The organism is Nocardiopsis sp. CA-288880 (assembly GCF_050955985.1).
In the GTDB taxonomy this organism is placed as follows: Bacteria; Actinomycetota; Actinomycetes; order Streptosporangiales; family Streptosporangiaceae; genus Nocardiopsis; species Nocardiopsis tropica.
The window spans coordinates 3635040-3651007 of record NZ_CP192105.1; the positions used below are offsets into that span (position 1 = coordinate 3635040).

The 15968-nt window shown below is 76.0% G+C and carries 13 protein-coding genes and 1 pseudogene; 10 read left to right on the forward strand and 4 right to left on the reverse strand.

Annotation, left to right across the window (positions count from 1 at the left end):
• The first annotated feature begins 122 nt into the window (after positions 1–122).
• The 5 genes from ACQPYD_RS15705 to ACQPYD_RS15725 all read left to right on the forward strand — a co-directional run bounded on the left by ACQPYD_RS15705 (position 123) and on the right by ACQPYD_RS15725 (position 7639).
• Positions 123–3401 (forward strand): BTAD domain-containing putative transcriptional regulator, encoded by a 3279-nt coding sequence (locus ACQPYD_RS15705; protein ID WP_433701715.1) that lies wholly within the window; start codon positions 123–125, stop codon positions 3399–3401.
• A gap of 69 nt (positions 3402–3470) precedes the next feature.
• Positions 3471–4400 carry a ribonuclease Z gene (locus tag ACQPYD_RS15710; protein ID WP_433701716.1) on the forward strand — a complete coding sequence of 310 codons (930 nt, stop codon included), beginning with the start codon at positions 3471–3473 and terminating at the stop codon, positions 4398–4400.
• A 132-nt stretch (positions 4401–4532) separates the two neighbouring features.
• Positions 4533–5813 (forward strand): metallophosphoesterase, encoded by a 1281-nt coding sequence (locus ACQPYD_RS15715; protein WP_433701717.1) that lies wholly within the window; start codon positions 4533–4535, stop codon positions 5811–5813.
• A gap of 141 nt (positions 5814–5954) precedes the next feature.
• Positions 5955–6656 (forward strand): ArsR/SmtB family transcription factor, encoded by a 702-nt coding sequence (locus ACQPYD_RS15720; protein WP_433701718.1) that lies wholly within the window; start codon positions 5955–5957, stop codon positions 6654–6656.
• Positions 6657–6688: 32 nt separating this feature from the next.
• The gene (locus ACQPYD_RS15725) at positions 6689–7639 is read left to right on the forward strand and encodes a DMT family transporter (RefSeq protein WP_433701719.1); all 951 of its coding nucleotides are present in this window, start codon (positions 6689–6691) and stop codon (positions 7637–7639) included.
• Between the two features lie 139 nt (positions 7640–7778).
• On the opposite strand, the gene ACQPYD_RS15730 is transcribed toward ACQPYD_RS15725, so the two are convergent.
• The gene (locus ACQPYD_RS15730) at positions 7779–9428 is read right to left on the reverse strand and encodes an FUSC family protein (protein ID WP_433701720.1); all 1650 of its coding nucleotides are present in this window, start codon (positions 9426–9428) and stop codon (positions 7779–7781) included.
• 77 nt (positions 9429–9505) lie between these two features.
• On the opposite strand from ACQPYD_RS15730, the gene ACQPYD_RS15735 reads away from it, so the two are divergent.
• Both ACQPYD_RS15735 and ACQPYD_RS15740 read left to right on the forward strand, forming a co-directional pair.
• On the forward strand, positions 9506–9991 hold the full coding sequence (locus ACQPYD_RS15735) for a MarR family winged helix-turn-helix transcriptional regulator (RefSeq protein WP_433702071.1): 486 nt from the start codon (positions 9506–9508) through the stop codon (positions 9989–9991).
• Positions 9992–10044: 53 nt separating this feature from the next.
• A complete protein-coding gene (locus tag ACQPYD_RS15740; RefSeq protein WP_433701721.1) occupies positions 10045–11028 on the forward strand; it encodes a phosphotransferase family protein in 984 nt (327 codons plus the stop codon).
• A 196-nt stretch (positions 11029–11224) separates the two neighbouring features.
• Here the strand turns inward: ACQPYD_RS15740 and ACQPYD_RS15745 are convergent, their stop codons facing one another.
• A complete protein-coding gene (locus ACQPYD_RS15745; RefSeq protein ID WP_433701722.1) occupies positions 11225–11632 on the reverse strand; it encodes a pyridoxamine 5'-phosphate oxidase family protein in 408 nt (135 codons plus the stop codon).
• A gap of 168 nt (positions 11633–11800) precedes the next feature.
• Between ACQPYD_RS15745 and ACQPYD_RS15750 the strand changes: the two genes are divergently transcribed.
• Positions 11801–12190: an Hsp20/alpha crystallin family protein gene (locus ACQPYD_RS15750; protein ID WP_433701723.1), complete on the forward strand. Its 390-nt coding sequence runs from the start codon at positions 11801–11803 to the stop codon at positions 12188–12190.
• Positions 12191–12330: 140 nt separating this feature from the next.
• Here the strand turns inward: ACQPYD_RS15750 and ACQPYD_RS15755 are convergent, their stop codons facing one another.
• A complete protein-coding gene (locus ACQPYD_RS15755) occupies positions 12331–12897 on the reverse strand; it encodes a TetR/AcrR family transcriptional regulator (protein ID WP_433701724.1) in 567 nt (188 codons plus the stop codon).
• Between the two features lie 257 nt (positions 12898–13154).
• On the opposite strand from ACQPYD_RS15755, the gene pip reads away from it, so the two are divergent.
• Entirely contained in the window at positions 13155–14099 is a 945-nt protein-coding gene (gene pip / locus ACQPYD_RS15760; protein ID WP_433701726.1) for a prolyl aminopeptidase, read from the forward strand.
• A 49-nt stretch (positions 14100–14148) separates the two neighbouring features.
• Here the strand turns inward: pip and ACQPYD_RS15765 are convergent, their stop codons facing one another.
• Positions 14149–15330, reverse strand: a complete 1182-nt coding sequence (locus ACQPYD_RS15765) for an aminotransferase class V-fold PLP-dependent enzyme (RefSeq protein WP_433701727.1) — start codon at positions 15328–15330, stop codon at positions 14149–14151.
• 201 nt (positions 15331–15531) lie between these two features.
• Here ACQPYD_RS15765 and ACQPYD_RS15770 point away from each other — a divergent pair.
• Positions 15532–15915: pseudogene (locus ACQPYD_RS15770) on the forward strand (adenosine deaminase family protein); the annotation flags it as partial.
• Positions 15916–15968 lie beyond the last annotated feature (53 nt).

Sequence of the window (15968 nt, forward strand, 5' to 3'; positions counted from 1 at the left end):
TCCACTGGTTCGGTTCTCGGACCAGAGCATGCCGGGCGCGGATGAGCGGGCGATGAGCGCCCGCTGAGCGCCCCCGCCTGCGAGGACCGGCCCACGGCCCCGCGCCCGCTACCGTGGAGGACATGACGGGGGAACACGAGGACACGGCCGCGGAGCTGCGCGTCCTGGGCCCCTTGGAGGCCCGCCGCGCCCAAGGGCCGCTCCCCCTGCCCGGCCCCCGCCACCGGGCCGTCCTGGCACGGCTGATCCTGGCCCGGGGCCGCACCGTCCCCGTGGACCTGCTCGTGGAGGACCTGTGGGAACACCCCCGCGAGGGCTCGGTGGCCGCGGTCCGCACCTTCGTCTCCGCGCTGCGCCGCTCCCTGGAACCCGACCGGGCCCCGCGCCGGCCCGCCCGCCTGCTCGTGACCGCCCCGCCCGGCTACGCCCTGCGCACCGGCCCCGAGGGCGTCGACGCCTGGAGGTTCGAGGCCGCCCTGACCCGCGCCGGCGCCCACATGGACACCGGGGAGCCGGGCCCCGCACTGGCCGCACTGGACCGGGCGCTGGCCCTGTGGCGCGGCCCCGCCTACGCCGAGTTCACCGCCTACCCGTGGGCGCACCAGGAGGCCGACCGCCTCGAAGGGCTGCGGCTCCTGGCCGTGGAACAGCGCGCCCGCGCCCTGCTGGACCTGGGCCGCGCCGAGCAGGCCGCCGCCGACCTGCACCCCCACACCGCCGCCCACCCCCTGCGCGAGAACGCCTGGCACCTGCTGGCCCTGGCCCTGTACCGGTGCGGGCGCCAGGGGGAGGCCCTGCACGCCCTGCGCCGCGCCCGCCGCACCCTGGCCGACGAACTCGGCGTGGACCCCGGCCCCGACCTGCGCCGCCTCGAAGCCGACATCCTCGACCACGCACCCCGCCTGACTCCCCCCACCCCCACCCCCACCCCCGTGGCCGCGGCCCCGGACCTGCCCGGCCGCCCCCAGCCCGCCGACCACCCCTTCGTGGGCCGCGCCCACGAACTGGACCTGCTCGAACAGGCCGCCGCCACCGCCACCGCACACGCCCGCACCACGACCGCCCTGGTCTCCGGCGACGCCGGGGCGGGCAAGAGCGCCCTGGCCCGCGAACTCACCCGGCGCCTGGCACACCGCGGCTGGCGCACCGCCTGGGGGCGCAGCCCCGAACACGACGGGGCCCCGCCCACCTGGCCCTGGACCCAGATCACCACCGCCCTGACCGGCACCGACACCCCCCACCCCGCGGAAACACCCCACCCCGCCCCGGGCGACCCCGCCGCCGCACGCTTCCACACCCTGACCCGCACCACCGACCTCCTGACCCGCACCACCGGCCAGGGCCCCCTCCTGCTCGTCCTGGAGGACCTGCACCGCGCCGCACAGGAAACCCTGGAACTGCTCACCGCCCTGGTCGCCGAACACATCCCCGGCCCCCTGCTCATCGTGGGCACCCACCGCACCGGGGAGATCTCCCCGCCCCTGGCCGCGGCCCTGGCCCGCCTGGCCCCCCACGAACCCGTCCGCGTCTACCTGGGCGGACTCCCCCAGGACACCACCGGCGAACTCCTGCGCACCGTCCTGGACCACGACGTGGACACCCCCACCCTGCGCACCATCCACCGGCGCAGCGGCGGCAACCCCTTCTTCGCCCGCGAACTCGCCCGCCTGCTGCGCACCGACGGCCCGAGCGCCCTGGCCACCGTCCCCGCCGGCGTACGCGACGTCATCCGCCACCGCCTGACCGCCCTGCCCCCGCCCGCACAGCGCCTCCTGCACCAGGCCGCCGTCATCGGCCACGACATCGACCCCGACGTCCTAGCCGCCCTGGCCCCGGACCAGGACACCCACCTGGACGCCCTGGACGCCGCCCTGGACGCCGGCTTCCTCACCCAGCAGGACACACCGCTGCGCTTCTCCCACGTCCTGGTGCGCGACACCCTCTACGACTCCCTGTCCCACCCCCGCCGGGCCCGCTGGCACACCGCCGCCGCCGAGGCGATCACCGCCCTGCACCCGGACCGGCCCGGCGCCGACGCCGCCCTGGCCCACCACTACGCCCGCGCCGACACCCCCGCCACCGCCGCCCTGGCCGCGCACCACGCCCGCGCCGCCGCCCTGCAGGCCGAACACCGCTTCGCCCCCCACGAGGCCGCCCGCCTGTGGCAGGACGCCCTCACCGCCCACGACCGCTCCGGCGACCAGGACCCCCGCTCCCGCCTGGACGCCCTCACCGGACTGGTGCGGGCCCTGGCCCTCACGGGCCGACTGGAGTCCGCCCGCCACCACCGCGGCCGGGCCGTCGCCGAGGCCGAACGGCTCGGCGACCCCGACCTGAGCGCCCGCGTCATCACCGCCTTCGACGTGCCCGCCCTGTGGCCCCGCAACGACGACCCGGACCTGTCCGCGCACCTGGTCCGCGCCACCGAACGCACCCTGGCCGCCCTGCCCCGGGACCGCGAGGCCCTGCGCGCCCGCCTGCTGGCCGCCCAGGCCCTGGAGATGCGCGGCACCCTCGACGGGCGCGGCGCCCGGGCCGCCCGCCTGGCCGAGCAGAGCGCCCGACGCCTGGAGGAGCCCGCACTGCTCGCCCTGGCGCTCAACGCCCGCTTCATGCAGTCCTTCTCCCGCACCGGCCAGGCCCCGCAACGGCTGCGCATCGGCGCCGAACTGGTCGCGCTGGCCACCGAGCACTCCCTGGTCACCTTCGAGGTCCTGGGCCACCTCATCCTGGTCCAGGCCCACGCGGCCCTGGCCGACCTGGCCGCCGCCGACACCCACATGCGCGCCGCCGACCGGCTGGGCGCCCTCCACGAGATCCCCCTCGTGGGCGTGTTCACCCACTGGTACGCGGCACTGCGCCTGGCCGTGACCGGCACCCCCCGCGAGGCCGAGGCCGCCTACCGCACCGCGAGCGTGCGCCTGGCGGGAGGCGGCATGCCCGGCATGGAGGAGGGGCTGCTGGACCTGGCCCTGGTGTGCTTGCGCCTGCAGCACGGCCACCCCCCGCCCACCGCCGACGCCCCCGGCCCCCACGCGCCGTGGATCCGCGCCCTCACCGACACCGACACCGACCGCCCACCGCTGCCGCCCCCGCCCCCCGGGCTGCTCACCGAGGCCCTGGCCTGCCTGGGCGCCCGGGCCGCCCTCGAACGCGGCGACCGCGCCGCCATGGAACGGGCCCACAGCCTGCTGCTGCCCGCCGCCGGGGAACTGGCCGGGGCGGGCAGCGGACTGCTCACCCTGGGACCGGTCGCCCACCAGCTCGGCGACCTCGCCCTGGCCCTGGGCGACCCCGCCCGGGCCGCGGGCCACTACCGCCGGGCCCTGGAGACCGCCGAGCGGGCCGGCGCACCGCACTGGGCGCGCGCCGCCCGCCGCGCCGCGGACGCGCTGGGCTGACCGCCCCGCACCGGCCCGCACCGCCGGGGACGGGGCGGGCCCCGCCACGGGTGTGGCAGCATCCCTGTCATGTCCGTACGCGAACTCGTCGTCCTGGGAACCTCCAGCGCGGTGCCCACCCGCCGCCGCAACCACAACGGCTACTTCCTGCGCTGGGACGGCCACGGCATCCTGTTCGACCCGGGCGAGGGCACCCAGCGCCAGATGCGCACGGCCGGGCTCGCCGCCACCGACATCACCCGCATCTGCCTCACCCACTTCCACGGCGACCACAGCCTGGGCCTGCCCGGCACCCTGCAGCGCATCGCCCGCGACCAGGTCCCCCACACCGTGCGGGTCACCTACCCCGCCCAAGGCGAGGAGTACTGGCGCAGGCTGCGCCACGCCACCCCCTTCCGCGACACCGACACCGTCCTGCCCCAACCGGTCGGCGGCCTGGGCGCCTGCCCGCTGGGCGAGGAGGACCTGACGCTGACCGCGCTGCCGCTGCGCCACTCGGTCCCCGCCTACGGGTACCGGCTCGCCGAGCCCGACGGGTGGCGGATGCTCCCCGAGCGGCTGGCCGCCCACGGGGTCCGCGGCCCCCTGGTGGGGCGCCTGCAGCGCGAGGGCGCGGTCACCACCGGCGACGGGCGCCGGGTGGAGCTGGCCCAGTGCGCCCGCCCGCGCCGCGGCCAGGTATTCGCGTTCGTCATGGACACCGCCGAGTGCGAGGGCGCCCTGGAACTGGCGCGCGGCGCCGACATGCTGGTGATCGAGTCCACCTACCTGGACGCCGAGGAGGGGCTGGCCGCCTCCTACGGGCACCTGACCGCACGCCAGGCCGGGCGCATCGCCGCCCGGGCGGGGGTGCGCACCCTGGTGCTGACCCACATCTCCGAACGCTACGAGCAGAGCGAGGACCCGCTCTTCACCGCCCAGGCCGGCCAGGAGTTCGACGGCCGCATCGTCCTGGCCCAGGACCTGGACCGCATCCCCCTCCCGGCCCGCGACTCCTGAGGGCCCCCACCCGGGTGGCGGGCGCCGAGTTCACCGCCCGGACACGGAGGAGCGCCGGGTGTTCACGCACCGTTGCGACACGCTCGCTACGTTCGCACCGTCAGCGCACCCGGCAGAAAGGCCCGGCACCCCATGCCCGCCTCCCCCCGATCCGCCGCCCGCCGCACCCTCGCCGTCCTGAGCGGCGCCGCCCTGGCGATGAGCGCCCTCCCGGCCTCCCCCCACGCCCTGGCCCAGACCCTCCCCGAACGCGTCATCCTCTCCCCCACCGCCGACCCCTCCACCTCCCAGACCCTCACCTGGCGCACCGCCGACGCCGGCGAACAGGTCCTGGAGATCGCCCCCGGGACCGCCCCCGACCAGGTCACCCGCGTCCGGGCACACACCAGCGCCCGCGTCGGCGGCACCTACCACGCCGCCACCGCCACCGGCCTGGAACCCGACACCGCCTACCGGTACCGGGTCGGCGACGGGGCCGGCGCCGACACCCCCTGGCGCACCCTCACCACCCCCGCCCAGGACGCGCAGCCCTTCGACTTCCTCTACTTCGGCGACATCCAGAACGACATCACCCGGGGCGCCGCCCCCGTGGTCCGCGCCGCCCTGGCCGCCGAACCCGACGCCGAACTCGCCGTGCACGCGGGCGACCTCGTCGACAGCGCCGACAGCGACTCCCAGTGGGGGGAGTGGTTCGACGCCTTCGGCGCCCGGGCCACCGGCGGCATCAACCACATCGCCGCCCCCGGCAACCACGAGTACTCCGGCCCGAACCTGAGCGCCCACTGGGCCCCGCAGTTCCCCGGCGCCGCCAACGGGCCCGCCACCGGCCGCGACCTGCCGCAGACCGTCTACCACACCGACTACCAGGGTGTGCGCTTCATCGTCCTCAACTCCAACTACCGCAACGCCGCCCCGCTCGACGCCTCGGCGTGGCTGCGCACCCAGCAGCAGTGGCTGGAGCGGGCCCTGAGCCAGAACCCCCACCGGTGGACCGTGGTCACCTTCCACCACCCCGTCTTCTCCAACAGCCCCGGCCGCGACAACGCCCCCCTGCGCCAGGCCTGGCTGCAGACCCTGGAGGAGTACGACGTGGACCTGGTCCTGCAGGGCCACGACCACTCCTACAGCCGCGGCAACCTGGTGCGCAACCGCACCGGCGACCCCGACGTGCACACCGGCCCCGTCTACGCGGTCACGGTGACCGGCCCCAAGATGTACGACGTCGGCGACGGCAACTGGACCGCCAACGGCGCCGAGGCACGCGTGCAGCTCGGCCGCACCCAGACCTTCCAGGCGGTGTCGGTGGACGGCCACACCCTGCGGTACCGGGCGCTCACCGCCCAGGGCACGGTCGTGGACTCCTTCACCATCGTCAAGGACCAGGACGGCAAGCGCGTCACCGACACCCTCTGACCCCCGGCCCTCCCTCCAGGGGTGTCCCCGCGTTCGGGCGGGGACACCCCGCCCCCGCACGGGCTGTCACCGCAGGCGGGACAGGGCCGCGCCCCAACGCTGCGTCCGCGAACGCACCGTCCATGACGCATCCTGGAGGACATGCACGCTCCCGACGGAACCCGCCTGGCCGCCCTGGCGGCACTCCTGGCCGACCCCACCCGGGCCGGCGTGTGCCTGGCCCTGCTGGACGGGCGCGCCTGGACCGCCGGGGAACTCGCCCGCCACACCGGTGTGGGCGCCTCCACCATCAGCGCGCACCTGACCAGGCTCACCGAGGGCGGCCTCCTCGCCCAGGAACGCCAGGGCCGCCACCGCTACGTCCGCCTGGCCGACGCGGGCGCGGCCCGCCTGGTCGAGACCCTGGCCTCCCAGGCCGCCCCCGCCGCCGACCCCCCGCGCACCCTGCGCACCTCACGCGCCAACGAGGCCCTGGCCCGCGCACGCACCTGCTACGACCACCTGGCCGGACGCCTGGGCTGCGCCCTCACCGACGCCATGACCCGCCGCGGCCTGCTCCGCCAGGACACCGGGTTCGCCCTCACCGAGGACGGCCTGGCCTGGTTCTGCGACCATGCCATCCCCCTGGAGCGCACCCGCTCACGCCCCCTGGCCCGCCCCTGCCTGGACTGGACCGAACGCCGCCCCCACCTGGCCGGGACCGCCGGAGCCGCACTGTGCGCCCACGCCCTGGACGCGCGCTGGATCACACGGATCGGCTCGGGCCGCGCCCTGAGGATCACCGACCTGGGGGTGCGGGCCCTGGGGCAGGCCCTGGGCCTGGACGCGGACACACTTCGCTGACCGCCGCAGCGTCCGCCCCCTACCGTCCTGCCATGACCTCCTCGCACACCTTTCGCCACCGGGCCGCCCCGGCAGCCGCAGGCCTCACCGTGCTGCTGTGGGCCTCGGCCTTCGTCTCCATCCGCAGCGCCGGGGAGTTCTACTCCCCCGGCGCCCTGGCCCTGGGCCGCCTGGCGGCCGGCTCCCTGGTCCTGGCCGCACTCCTGGCGGCGACCCGTACGGGCCTGCCCGCCCGCGCCGCCTGGCCGGGCATCGCCGCCTCGGGCGTGCTCTGGTTCGGGGTGTACACGGTCGCCCTGAACTGGGGCGAGCGCGAGGTCGACGCGGGCACCGCCGCCATGGTCGTCAACCTCGGGCCGATCCTCATCGCCCTGCTGGGCGCCGCGTGGTTGGGCGAGGGGCTCCCCCGCCCGCTGCTGTGGGGGACCGCGGTCGCCTTCACCGGCGCCGTGGTCGTGGGGATCGCCACCGCCGGCGCCGAGGACGCCTCCGTCCTCGGGGTCCTGCTGTGCCTGGCGGCCGCGGTGACCTACGCCCTCGGCGTGGTCTGCCAAAAACCCGCGCTGCGCCACGCCTGCCCCCTGCAGGTCTCCGCGTTCGGCTGCCTGGTGGGCACGGCCGCGTGCCTGCCCTTCGCCGGGGACCTGGCCGCCGAGGCGGCCCGCGCCCCCGCCGCGGCCACGCTCAACATGCTCTACCTGGGGGTGTTCCCGACCGCGGTCGCCTTCACCACCTGGGGTTACGCCCTGGCGCGCATGCCCGCGGGCCGGCTGGGTGCCACCACCTACCTGGTGCCGGTCCTGGTGGTGGTGCTCTCCTGGGCGTTCTTGGGGGAGGCGCCCGCGCCGGCGGCGTTCGCGGGAGGGGCCCTGTGCCTGGCAGGGGTGGCGATCTCCCGCCGCCGATCGCCCGCACCCCCCGCCCCCGCGCACGAAGGCCCGCCGACGGCGCCCTCCCCCGCCCCCGGCCGCGAGCCCCGGTAGCCGCACCGCGGCGCGGCCTCGCGGCTCCCGCCCCGGCCGGGACGGCCCGGCGGCGCCGCCGGGCCGTCCCGGCCGGGGGCAGGGCGCACCGCCTGCCCCCGCGGTCCCGCGCTGGCCCTTGGGGGCGGGGGCCGCGGCCTCAGCCCCCGCGGGGGGCGTCCAGCAGGGCGCGGGCACGCCGGTGCAGGTCCTCGACCTCGCCCGTGCGCGCCACCCCGCGGGAGCGGGGCTCGCCCGAGGACAGGGCGTGGGCCTCGCGCAGCGCCACCAGCGCGCGGGCCAGGCCCCGCCGGGCGGCCGGGTGGGCGCCGCCCTCCCGCTCCAGCGCCAGACGGGCCCGCTCCCCCTCGGCCAGGGCGGCCTCCAGGTGCTCGTCGGCCCTGCGGTTGGCCAGCACGGCGCACACCACGATGCCCACCGCGGCCCCCAGCACGGTCGCCCACAGCCGCTCGGCCGCCAGGTCCTGCGCCCCGCCCCCGGGGTGGGCCAGCCCCGACAGGGCCAGGGTGAGCGGGGTGACGAACACGATCGCGTAGGAGTAGTTGGTGAGGACCACCATCTCCGCCGCCATCTGGCAGAGCACCACCAGCGCGATGACGCCCAGGGGCGAGTAGTCGAAGGAGAAGAGCACGGCCGCCAGGGCCACGCCCACGAGCGTGCCCAGGGCGCGCTGCAGGGTGCGGTGCCAGGTGGTGGTGACGTCGGCGGCCTGCAGGACCGACCCGGCCGAGACGGCCGCCCAGTACCCGTGGTCCATCCCCGCGGCCCAGGCCAGGGCCCCGGCGAGCAGGGAGGCCAGCCCCACCCGGGCCACCGAGACCGGGGTGGGCGAGGGGGAGCGCAGCGCACCGCGCAGGCGCTCGGCCACACCGGGCGCGGGGGTGCTGTGCCGGCGCAGGTGCTCGGCGTGGGCGGCCAGGGCGGCGCGCTCGCGGCCCGCGACCAGGGGCCGCACCACGCGCTCGCGCCGTGTGCGGCGGGCGAGCTCGCTCATCTCGGCGGCGGCGCGGGCGTCGCCGAGGGCGTCCCCCGTGCCGCCGAGCAGGGTCTCGGCCCGGGCGGTGAGGACCTCCAGCGACTCCAGCTCGGGGGCGCTCCCCGCCCGGGCGGGGCGGGTGCGGGAGAGCAGCGTGGTCCAGGCGTGCTGCACGGCGGCCTCGGCGGCGGCGCGGGTGGCGCCGGTGGGCCCGCCCAGGTGCCGGGCCAGGGCGTACAGGGCGCGGGAGACCGCCAGGCGCTCGGGGGCGGTGGGGTGGACCAGGGCGCCGGCCACGGCCGCGGTCCAGCACAGGGCGGCGGCCGCCGCGGTGACGGCCACCTCCAGGGGGAGCGCGGCCAGGGTCTGCGGGTTGTAGGCGGCCACGCCGGTCGCGAAGACGAACATCAGCCCCGCGGGGGCGCCGAAGGCCAGCGCGTCGGAGAGGTACTTGGCCCCGGCGGCCACCAAAGAGCCCGCCAGGACCGCGGCCAGGGTGTGGGAGAACAGGGCCGCGGCGAGCCCGCCCACCGCCACCGCCAGGGTGAGGGCGGCGCCGACGACGGCCAGGACCCGGGCGCGGCGGGCGTAGGTGTCGTCGCGCGCGTACAGGGCGGTGAAGCAGCCCATGGCGGCGTAGGGCGCCAGGTCCACGCGCCCCAGGGCGTGGAGCAGCAGCAGGGGCAGGGCCACGCACGCCCCCGCGCGCAGGGCGGTGAGGGTGACGTTGCCGTGGACGCGGCGGGGGGCGAAGGCCCCGCGGACACCGAGGACGCCGCGCAGGGACGCCACCTTGGACAAAAAGTAATTCACAAGTAAATTATATTAGGGTGGTCCACCGGCACACACCACCCGTGGAGAGGGAGACCTCCCCCACCAGGAAGGCCACCATGAGCGACGCCGTCTCCCGCTTCCTCCGCAGCTGGACCCGCCTGCGCCCCGACCTGGACCTGTCCACCATGGCCGCCATGGGCCGCGTCCTGCGCCTGGCCGCCCTGATGAACAACATCACCGACGACGGCCTGGCCGGCGCCGAGGTCACCCGCCCCGAGTTCGAGGTCCTGGCCGCCCTGCGCCGCTCCCCCGACGGACTGCGCCCCCGCCAGCTCACCCGCGAGACCATCGCCTCGGGCGCCTCCACCACCAAGCGCCTCACCCGCCTGGAATCCGCCGGACTCATCACCCGCACCCCCCTCGAACGCGACCGCCGCGAGGTCCAGGTCCGCCTCACCGACCGCGGCCGCACCCTGGCCGACACCCTCTTCGCCGCCCAACTCGACCGCGAGGCCACCGTCCTGGCCCCCTTGAACACCGACGAACGCGCCCAGCTCGCCGACCTGCTCGCCCGCGTCCTGGCCCCCATCGACCGCGCCTGAACCCCTGCCGGCCCCGGCCGCCAACCGCCCCCCGCACCCACCAGGACCCCCTCATGATCCGCGAACCCCACACCCGCCTCGCCCGAGCCCTGGCCGCCCTGCTCCAGGACCCCCGCCCCGTCACCGGCGTCCAACGCCTGCGCGGCGGCAGCAAGAAGGGCGTCTACCGCCTCACCCTCGACCACACCGACACCGTCATCGCCTACCTGTGGCACAGCACCGAGGACTACTGGCACACCGGTGCCGCCCACCGCGAGGACCCCGCCGACCCCTTCTCCCACGCCTCGGGCCCCCACCTGTTCACCGCCGCCCACCGCGCCCTGACCGACCTGGGCGTACGCGTGCCCCGCCTGCTCGCCCACGACACCACCGGCACCCACCACCCCGGCGCCATCGCCCTCGTCCAGGACGTGCCCGGCCCCACCCTCGAAGAGCTCCTCGAACGCGACCCCGCCGAGGCCGCCCCCGTCCTGGACCGCCTCGGCGCCTTCCTGCGCACCATGCACGCCACCGCCCACCCCGGCTTCGGCAAGGTCCACCACCTCGCCACGGGAGGCCGCCCCCACGCCCCCTCCTGCGAACAGGCCGTCCTGGACCGCGCCCTGAGCGACCTGGACGAGGCCGCCGCACGCGACCCGCGCCTGCACCCCCACCACGCACGGCTCACCACCGCCCTGCACACCCTGGCCCACCGCATCGCCCCGCGCCGCGAACACGTGCTCATCCACGGCGAACTCGGCCCCGACCACGTCCTGGTCGACACCGACGGAACCCCCGTCCTCATCGACATCGAGGGCATGATGTTCTTCGACGCCGAATGGGAGCACTCCTTCCTGCGCCTGCGCTTCGGCGAACACCACCCCCGCCTGCGCACACGCACCCCCGACCCCCACCGCAGCGCCCTGTACGACCTGGCCATGCACCTGTCCCTGGTCGCCGGCCCCCTGCGCCTGCTCGAGGGCGACTACCCCGACCGCGCCTTCATGCTCGCCATCGCCGAACACCACCTGGCCCGGGCCCTGCAGACCACCGCCTGACGCGCTCCCCGGCCATGGGCGCCCCCGACCACCTGCGCAACACCGGCACCGTCCGGCCCCACACCGCCCGGTGGGACACCCCGCAGGACGCCGACCCGGCCGCGCGCGCCCCGCTCCCGGGCGCGGGCCCGGCGCGGTGGCCGCGAGGACGCACGGCCCTGCGGGCCGGGCCCCGGACGGCCCGGTGCGCCCCGGATCAGTCCCGCGCCGGGCCCGGGCGGACGTTGCCCAGCTCCCGGGTGACCGCGATCTCGATGGCGACCCGCCCGGGGTTGGGCCGCGGGGCCCGGTAGCGCCCGGTGTACAGGCGCACCGCCTCGGCCACCGCCTCCGGGTCGCGCGTCACCGTGGCCGTGCCCTCCAGGGTGGACCAGCGCGCACCCTCCACCTGCGACACCGACACCCGCGCCCCGGGGTGGGCGGCCAGGTTGCGCGCCTTGAAGCTGGCCCCGTCGGCGATCACGCGCACCAGGCGGCGCACGGGGTCGTAGGTCGCCCCCACCGGGACCTGGTGGATGCTGCCGTCCGGGCGCGGGCTGGCCAGCGTGCAGATGCGGCGCTCGCTCCAGAAGGCGAGGAAGGGGTCGTCGGGGATCGGGGACACGGGCAGCTCTTCTCGGGTCGTCGAATCGGGTCGTGGCTGAGGACCCCAGGATCCCAGAACCCCGGGTGTGCGGTGGCGCACACCACATTGACGCGCCAAACTCCGTCAATAAACTTGAGCCCATCAGCATCAAGTTATGTTTCTGAGACTTTCTCGGGGGTTCACACCATGCTCCTCACCCGCACCATCCCCTTCGACCCCACCCGCGCCGCCACCACCCACCAGCGCACCGTCCCCATGGACATCCTGCGCACCGAGGACGAACTCCTCGTCCGGCTCGACCTGCCCGGCGCCGACGCCGACAGCATCGACCTGGAGGTCGAACGCGACGTGCTCACCGTCAGCGCCCGGCGCCCCGCCCGCCAGGAGGGGGCCGCCCCCGTCCTGACCGAGCGCCCCACCGGCCCCTTCACCCGGCGCCTGCGCCTGGGTCGGGACCTGGACACCGACAACATCAGCGCCGACTACACCGACGGCGTCCTGACCCTGCGCCTTCCCGTGGCCGAGAAGGCCAAGCCGCGCAAGATCCTCCTGGGCCGGGGCGGCGCAGCCCTCTGAGGCCGACACGACCGAGGGGGCGCGGGGCCACGGGGGCCCCGCGCCCCCTCGGCGCGAGAACCAGCGGGAACGCCCCACCCGGGGCCGCCCCCGCGCGGGCAGGCGGGGCCCGGCCCCGCGCACGGGTGGCCGGCGTGCGCTCAGGCCGCGCGGGCCCCGTCCAGGAACAGCGACACCAGGGCGGCGGCCGCCTCCTCGGGGGAACCCGGCGCCATGTCCACCGCCCTGGCCAGGTGCAGGAAGGCGTTGCACAGCAGAGCCGGGTCCCGCTCGGCGAGCTCGCCCTCGGCCACCGCCCGCGCCAGGCGCTCCGTCACCGGCTCCAGCAGCCCGCCCACGTACGCCTCGCGCAGCTCCTTCTCCGCATCCCCCTCCAGCTGGCCCAGGGAGTCGAACAGGTGCTGCTCGAAGGAGGAGGTGGCCCCCGTGGGGTCGGCCACGGCGCCGACGATGACGGCCCGCAGCTGGGCGGCGAGCCCGCCCGGGGCGGCCAGCGACTCCCGCAGGCTGCGGCCGCGCCTGTCGATGAAGTCCAGGGCCACGAGCTTGTGCAGGGTCTCCTTGCCGCCGGGGAAGTGGTGGTAGAGCGTGGGCTTGCGCACGCCGACCTCGGTGGCCACGGCCTCCAGCGAGGTGCCGCGGTAGCCGCGGGCGGCGAAGTGGGCGGCGTAGACGGACATGGCCCTGGTCCGGGTGTCGCCGGTCATGGTGGGCTCCTCGCTGGTGGACGGCGGTGCGGACCGGGGCGCCGACCCGCACCCACGACCCTACCGACCAGTCGGTAGAGACGCAAGCCGGGGACCACCGACCCCCCGCAACCACACGGGCGGATCCGCCCGCCGCGAGACCAGATCCACCCACCCCCGACACCCCGACGGCGACGCACCTGCCCCCAGGGCACGGTCAACCCCGCACCGCCCTGCAGTAGAGTCCCCGGCCCGCCCCTGCGACCACGGAGACCCCCATGAGCGCCCCCACCCCCCACACCCAGGGCCTACTCCCCACCGCCGACGGACACCACCTGTACTGGCACGAGTACGGCAACCCCCGCGGCCACCCCGCCCTGGTCCTGCACGGCGGCCCCGGCAGCGGCTGCCACCCCGCCTACACCGACTTCTTCGACACCGACCGCTACCGCGTCATCATGCTCGACCAGCGCGGCAGCGGACGCTCCACCCCCAACGCCCGCCACACCAGCACCGACCTGAGCACCAACACCACCCACCACCTCCTCCACGACATCGAAGCCCTGCGCACCCACCACCGCCTCACCACCTGGCACGTCCTGGGCCTGTCCTGGGGCTGCACCCTGGGCCTGGCCTACGCCCAGGCCCACCCCGAACACGTCAGCGCCCTGATCCTGACCGCGCTCACCACCACCACCGCCGCCGAGGTCCACTGGCTCACCCACGCCATGGGCCGCGTCTTCCCCGAGGAATGGGAACTCTTCCGCCACGGCGCCGGACCCGGCGCCGACCCCCACGACCTGTCCACCGCCTACGCACACCGCCTGGCCCACCCCGACCCGCAGGTACGCTTCGACGCCGCCCGCGCCTGGTGCCGCTGGGAGGACGTCCACGTCTCCACCGCCCCCGGCCACACCCCCCACCCCGCCTTCACCGACCCCGCCTTCCGCATGACCTTCGCCCGCCTGGTCACCCACTACTGGTCCCACGCCGCCTTCCTCCCCGACGGGCAGCTCCAACGCGACGCCCACCGCCTGGCGGGCACACCCGGGGCCATGATCCACGGGCGCATGGACATCAGCGGCCCCGCCGACATCGCCTACCGGCTCTCGCGCACCTGGACCGACGCCGACCTGACGGTGGTCGAGGAGGCCGGACACGGAGCGGGCACCACCACCCTCAAAGCGGCGACCCGCGCCGCCACCGACCGGCTCGCCCCCTAGCGGCCCACCGACCGGCGGGGCGCCGCCCGAGGCGCCCCGCCCCGCGGGCTCACCCCCGCCCCTGGCGCTCCTTCACCTCCCGCACCAACACCTCCACCTCCTCCTCGGTGTTGAAGTAGTGCACCGAGGCCCGCACCGCCTCGTCCACCCCCTCCCGCGGCTCCCACACCTGGTTCCACACCCGCGCCACACTCACGTTCACCCCGGCCCCCACCAGGTGCGCCCGCACGTGCTCGGCCGGCACCCCCCGCACCGCGAACGTCACGATCCCCGACCGCACCGGACCCCGGTCCAGCACCCGCACCCCCGCCACCTGCCCCAACCGCTCCCGCGCGTACTCCGCCAGAGCCCCCACCCGCTCCCGGACCCGCTCCAACCCCAGCGCCACCGCGTAGTCCACCGCCACACCCAAACCGATCTGACCCGCCACACTGCGCTCAAAACTCTCAAAACGACGCGCATCGGCACGCACCCGGTACTCGCCCTCCCCCACCCAGTGCGCCGAGGACACATCCACCACCGCCGGCTCCACCAGGTCCGCACCCGCACGCGCGTACAGAAAACCCGTCCCCCGCGGCCCCCGCAGGAACTTGCGCCCCGTCCCCGTCAACAGGTCGCACCCCAACCGCTCCACATCCAGATCCCACTGCCCCACCGACTGGCACGCATCCAACAGGAACACCGCCCCCGCCGCCCGGCACAACGCCCCCACCTCCTGCACCGGGTTGACCAACCCGTTGTGCGTGGGCATGTGGTTCAACGCCACCAACCGCACCCCGCCACGCCCCAACTCCCGCTCCAACGCCCCCAGGTCCACCACCCCCTCCGGGCCGTCCGCAACCACCTCCACCCGCACACCCCGCTCACGGGCCGCCTTGACCAGCCCCAACGCGTTACTGGGGTACTCGCTCGTGGTCGTCAGCACCCGGTCCCCCGCCTGCAGGCGCACCGCCCCGAACCCCGCCTCCCACGCCCGCGTCGCACTCTCCACGAACGCCACCTCCTCCGGCCGCGCCCCCAGCATCCGCGCCACCGCCGTGTAGAACCCCTCCACCAGCCCCTCCGCGCGCTCGGCCGCCTCATAGCCCCCCACCCGCGCCTCCAACCGCAGGTGCCCCACCACCGCCTCCACCACCGGAGCCGGCGGCAACGACGAACCCGCGTTGTTCAGGTGCACCAGCTCCGCGACCGCCGGGGTGTCCGCCCGCACCGCGCCCACATCGATTCCCATACACCGCCACCTTCCAGGAGGGGACCACCAACCCCCCGGAACCTACCCACCACCCGCCCGGCGCACCGAAACCGACCCACAACGCCCACACCCGCCCCGCCCGGTGTGGGCCACAACGCCCCCGCACACGACCCACCCACCCCCACCCATCAGCCACAATGACCACACACCACCACACCCGCCACCAGAGAGCACCCCGCCATGGCCCTGCCCAAAGCCGAACTCCACCTCCACATCGAAGGCACCCTCGAACCCGAACTCGCCTTCACCCTCGCCCACCGCAACGGCATCACCCTGCCCCACCCCACCGTCCAGGACCTGCGCGCCGCCTACTCCTTCACCGACCTGCAGTCCTTCCTGAACCTCTACTACGAGCTCATGGACGTCCTGCGCACCGAAGCCGACTTCACCGACCTGGCCAACGCCTACCTCACCCGCGCCGCAGCCCAAGGCGTGCGCCACGCCGAGATCTTCTTCGACCCCCAGGCCCACACCAGCCGCGGCATCCCCCTGGACACCGTCGTCAACGGCCTGGCCGCCGCCCTGGACACCAGCCTGCGCGACCACGGCATCAGCACCGCCCTTTAATCGAGCTTCGACTCTTCCCAGCTGATCAGCAAAATCCCAGTTCAGGGGCC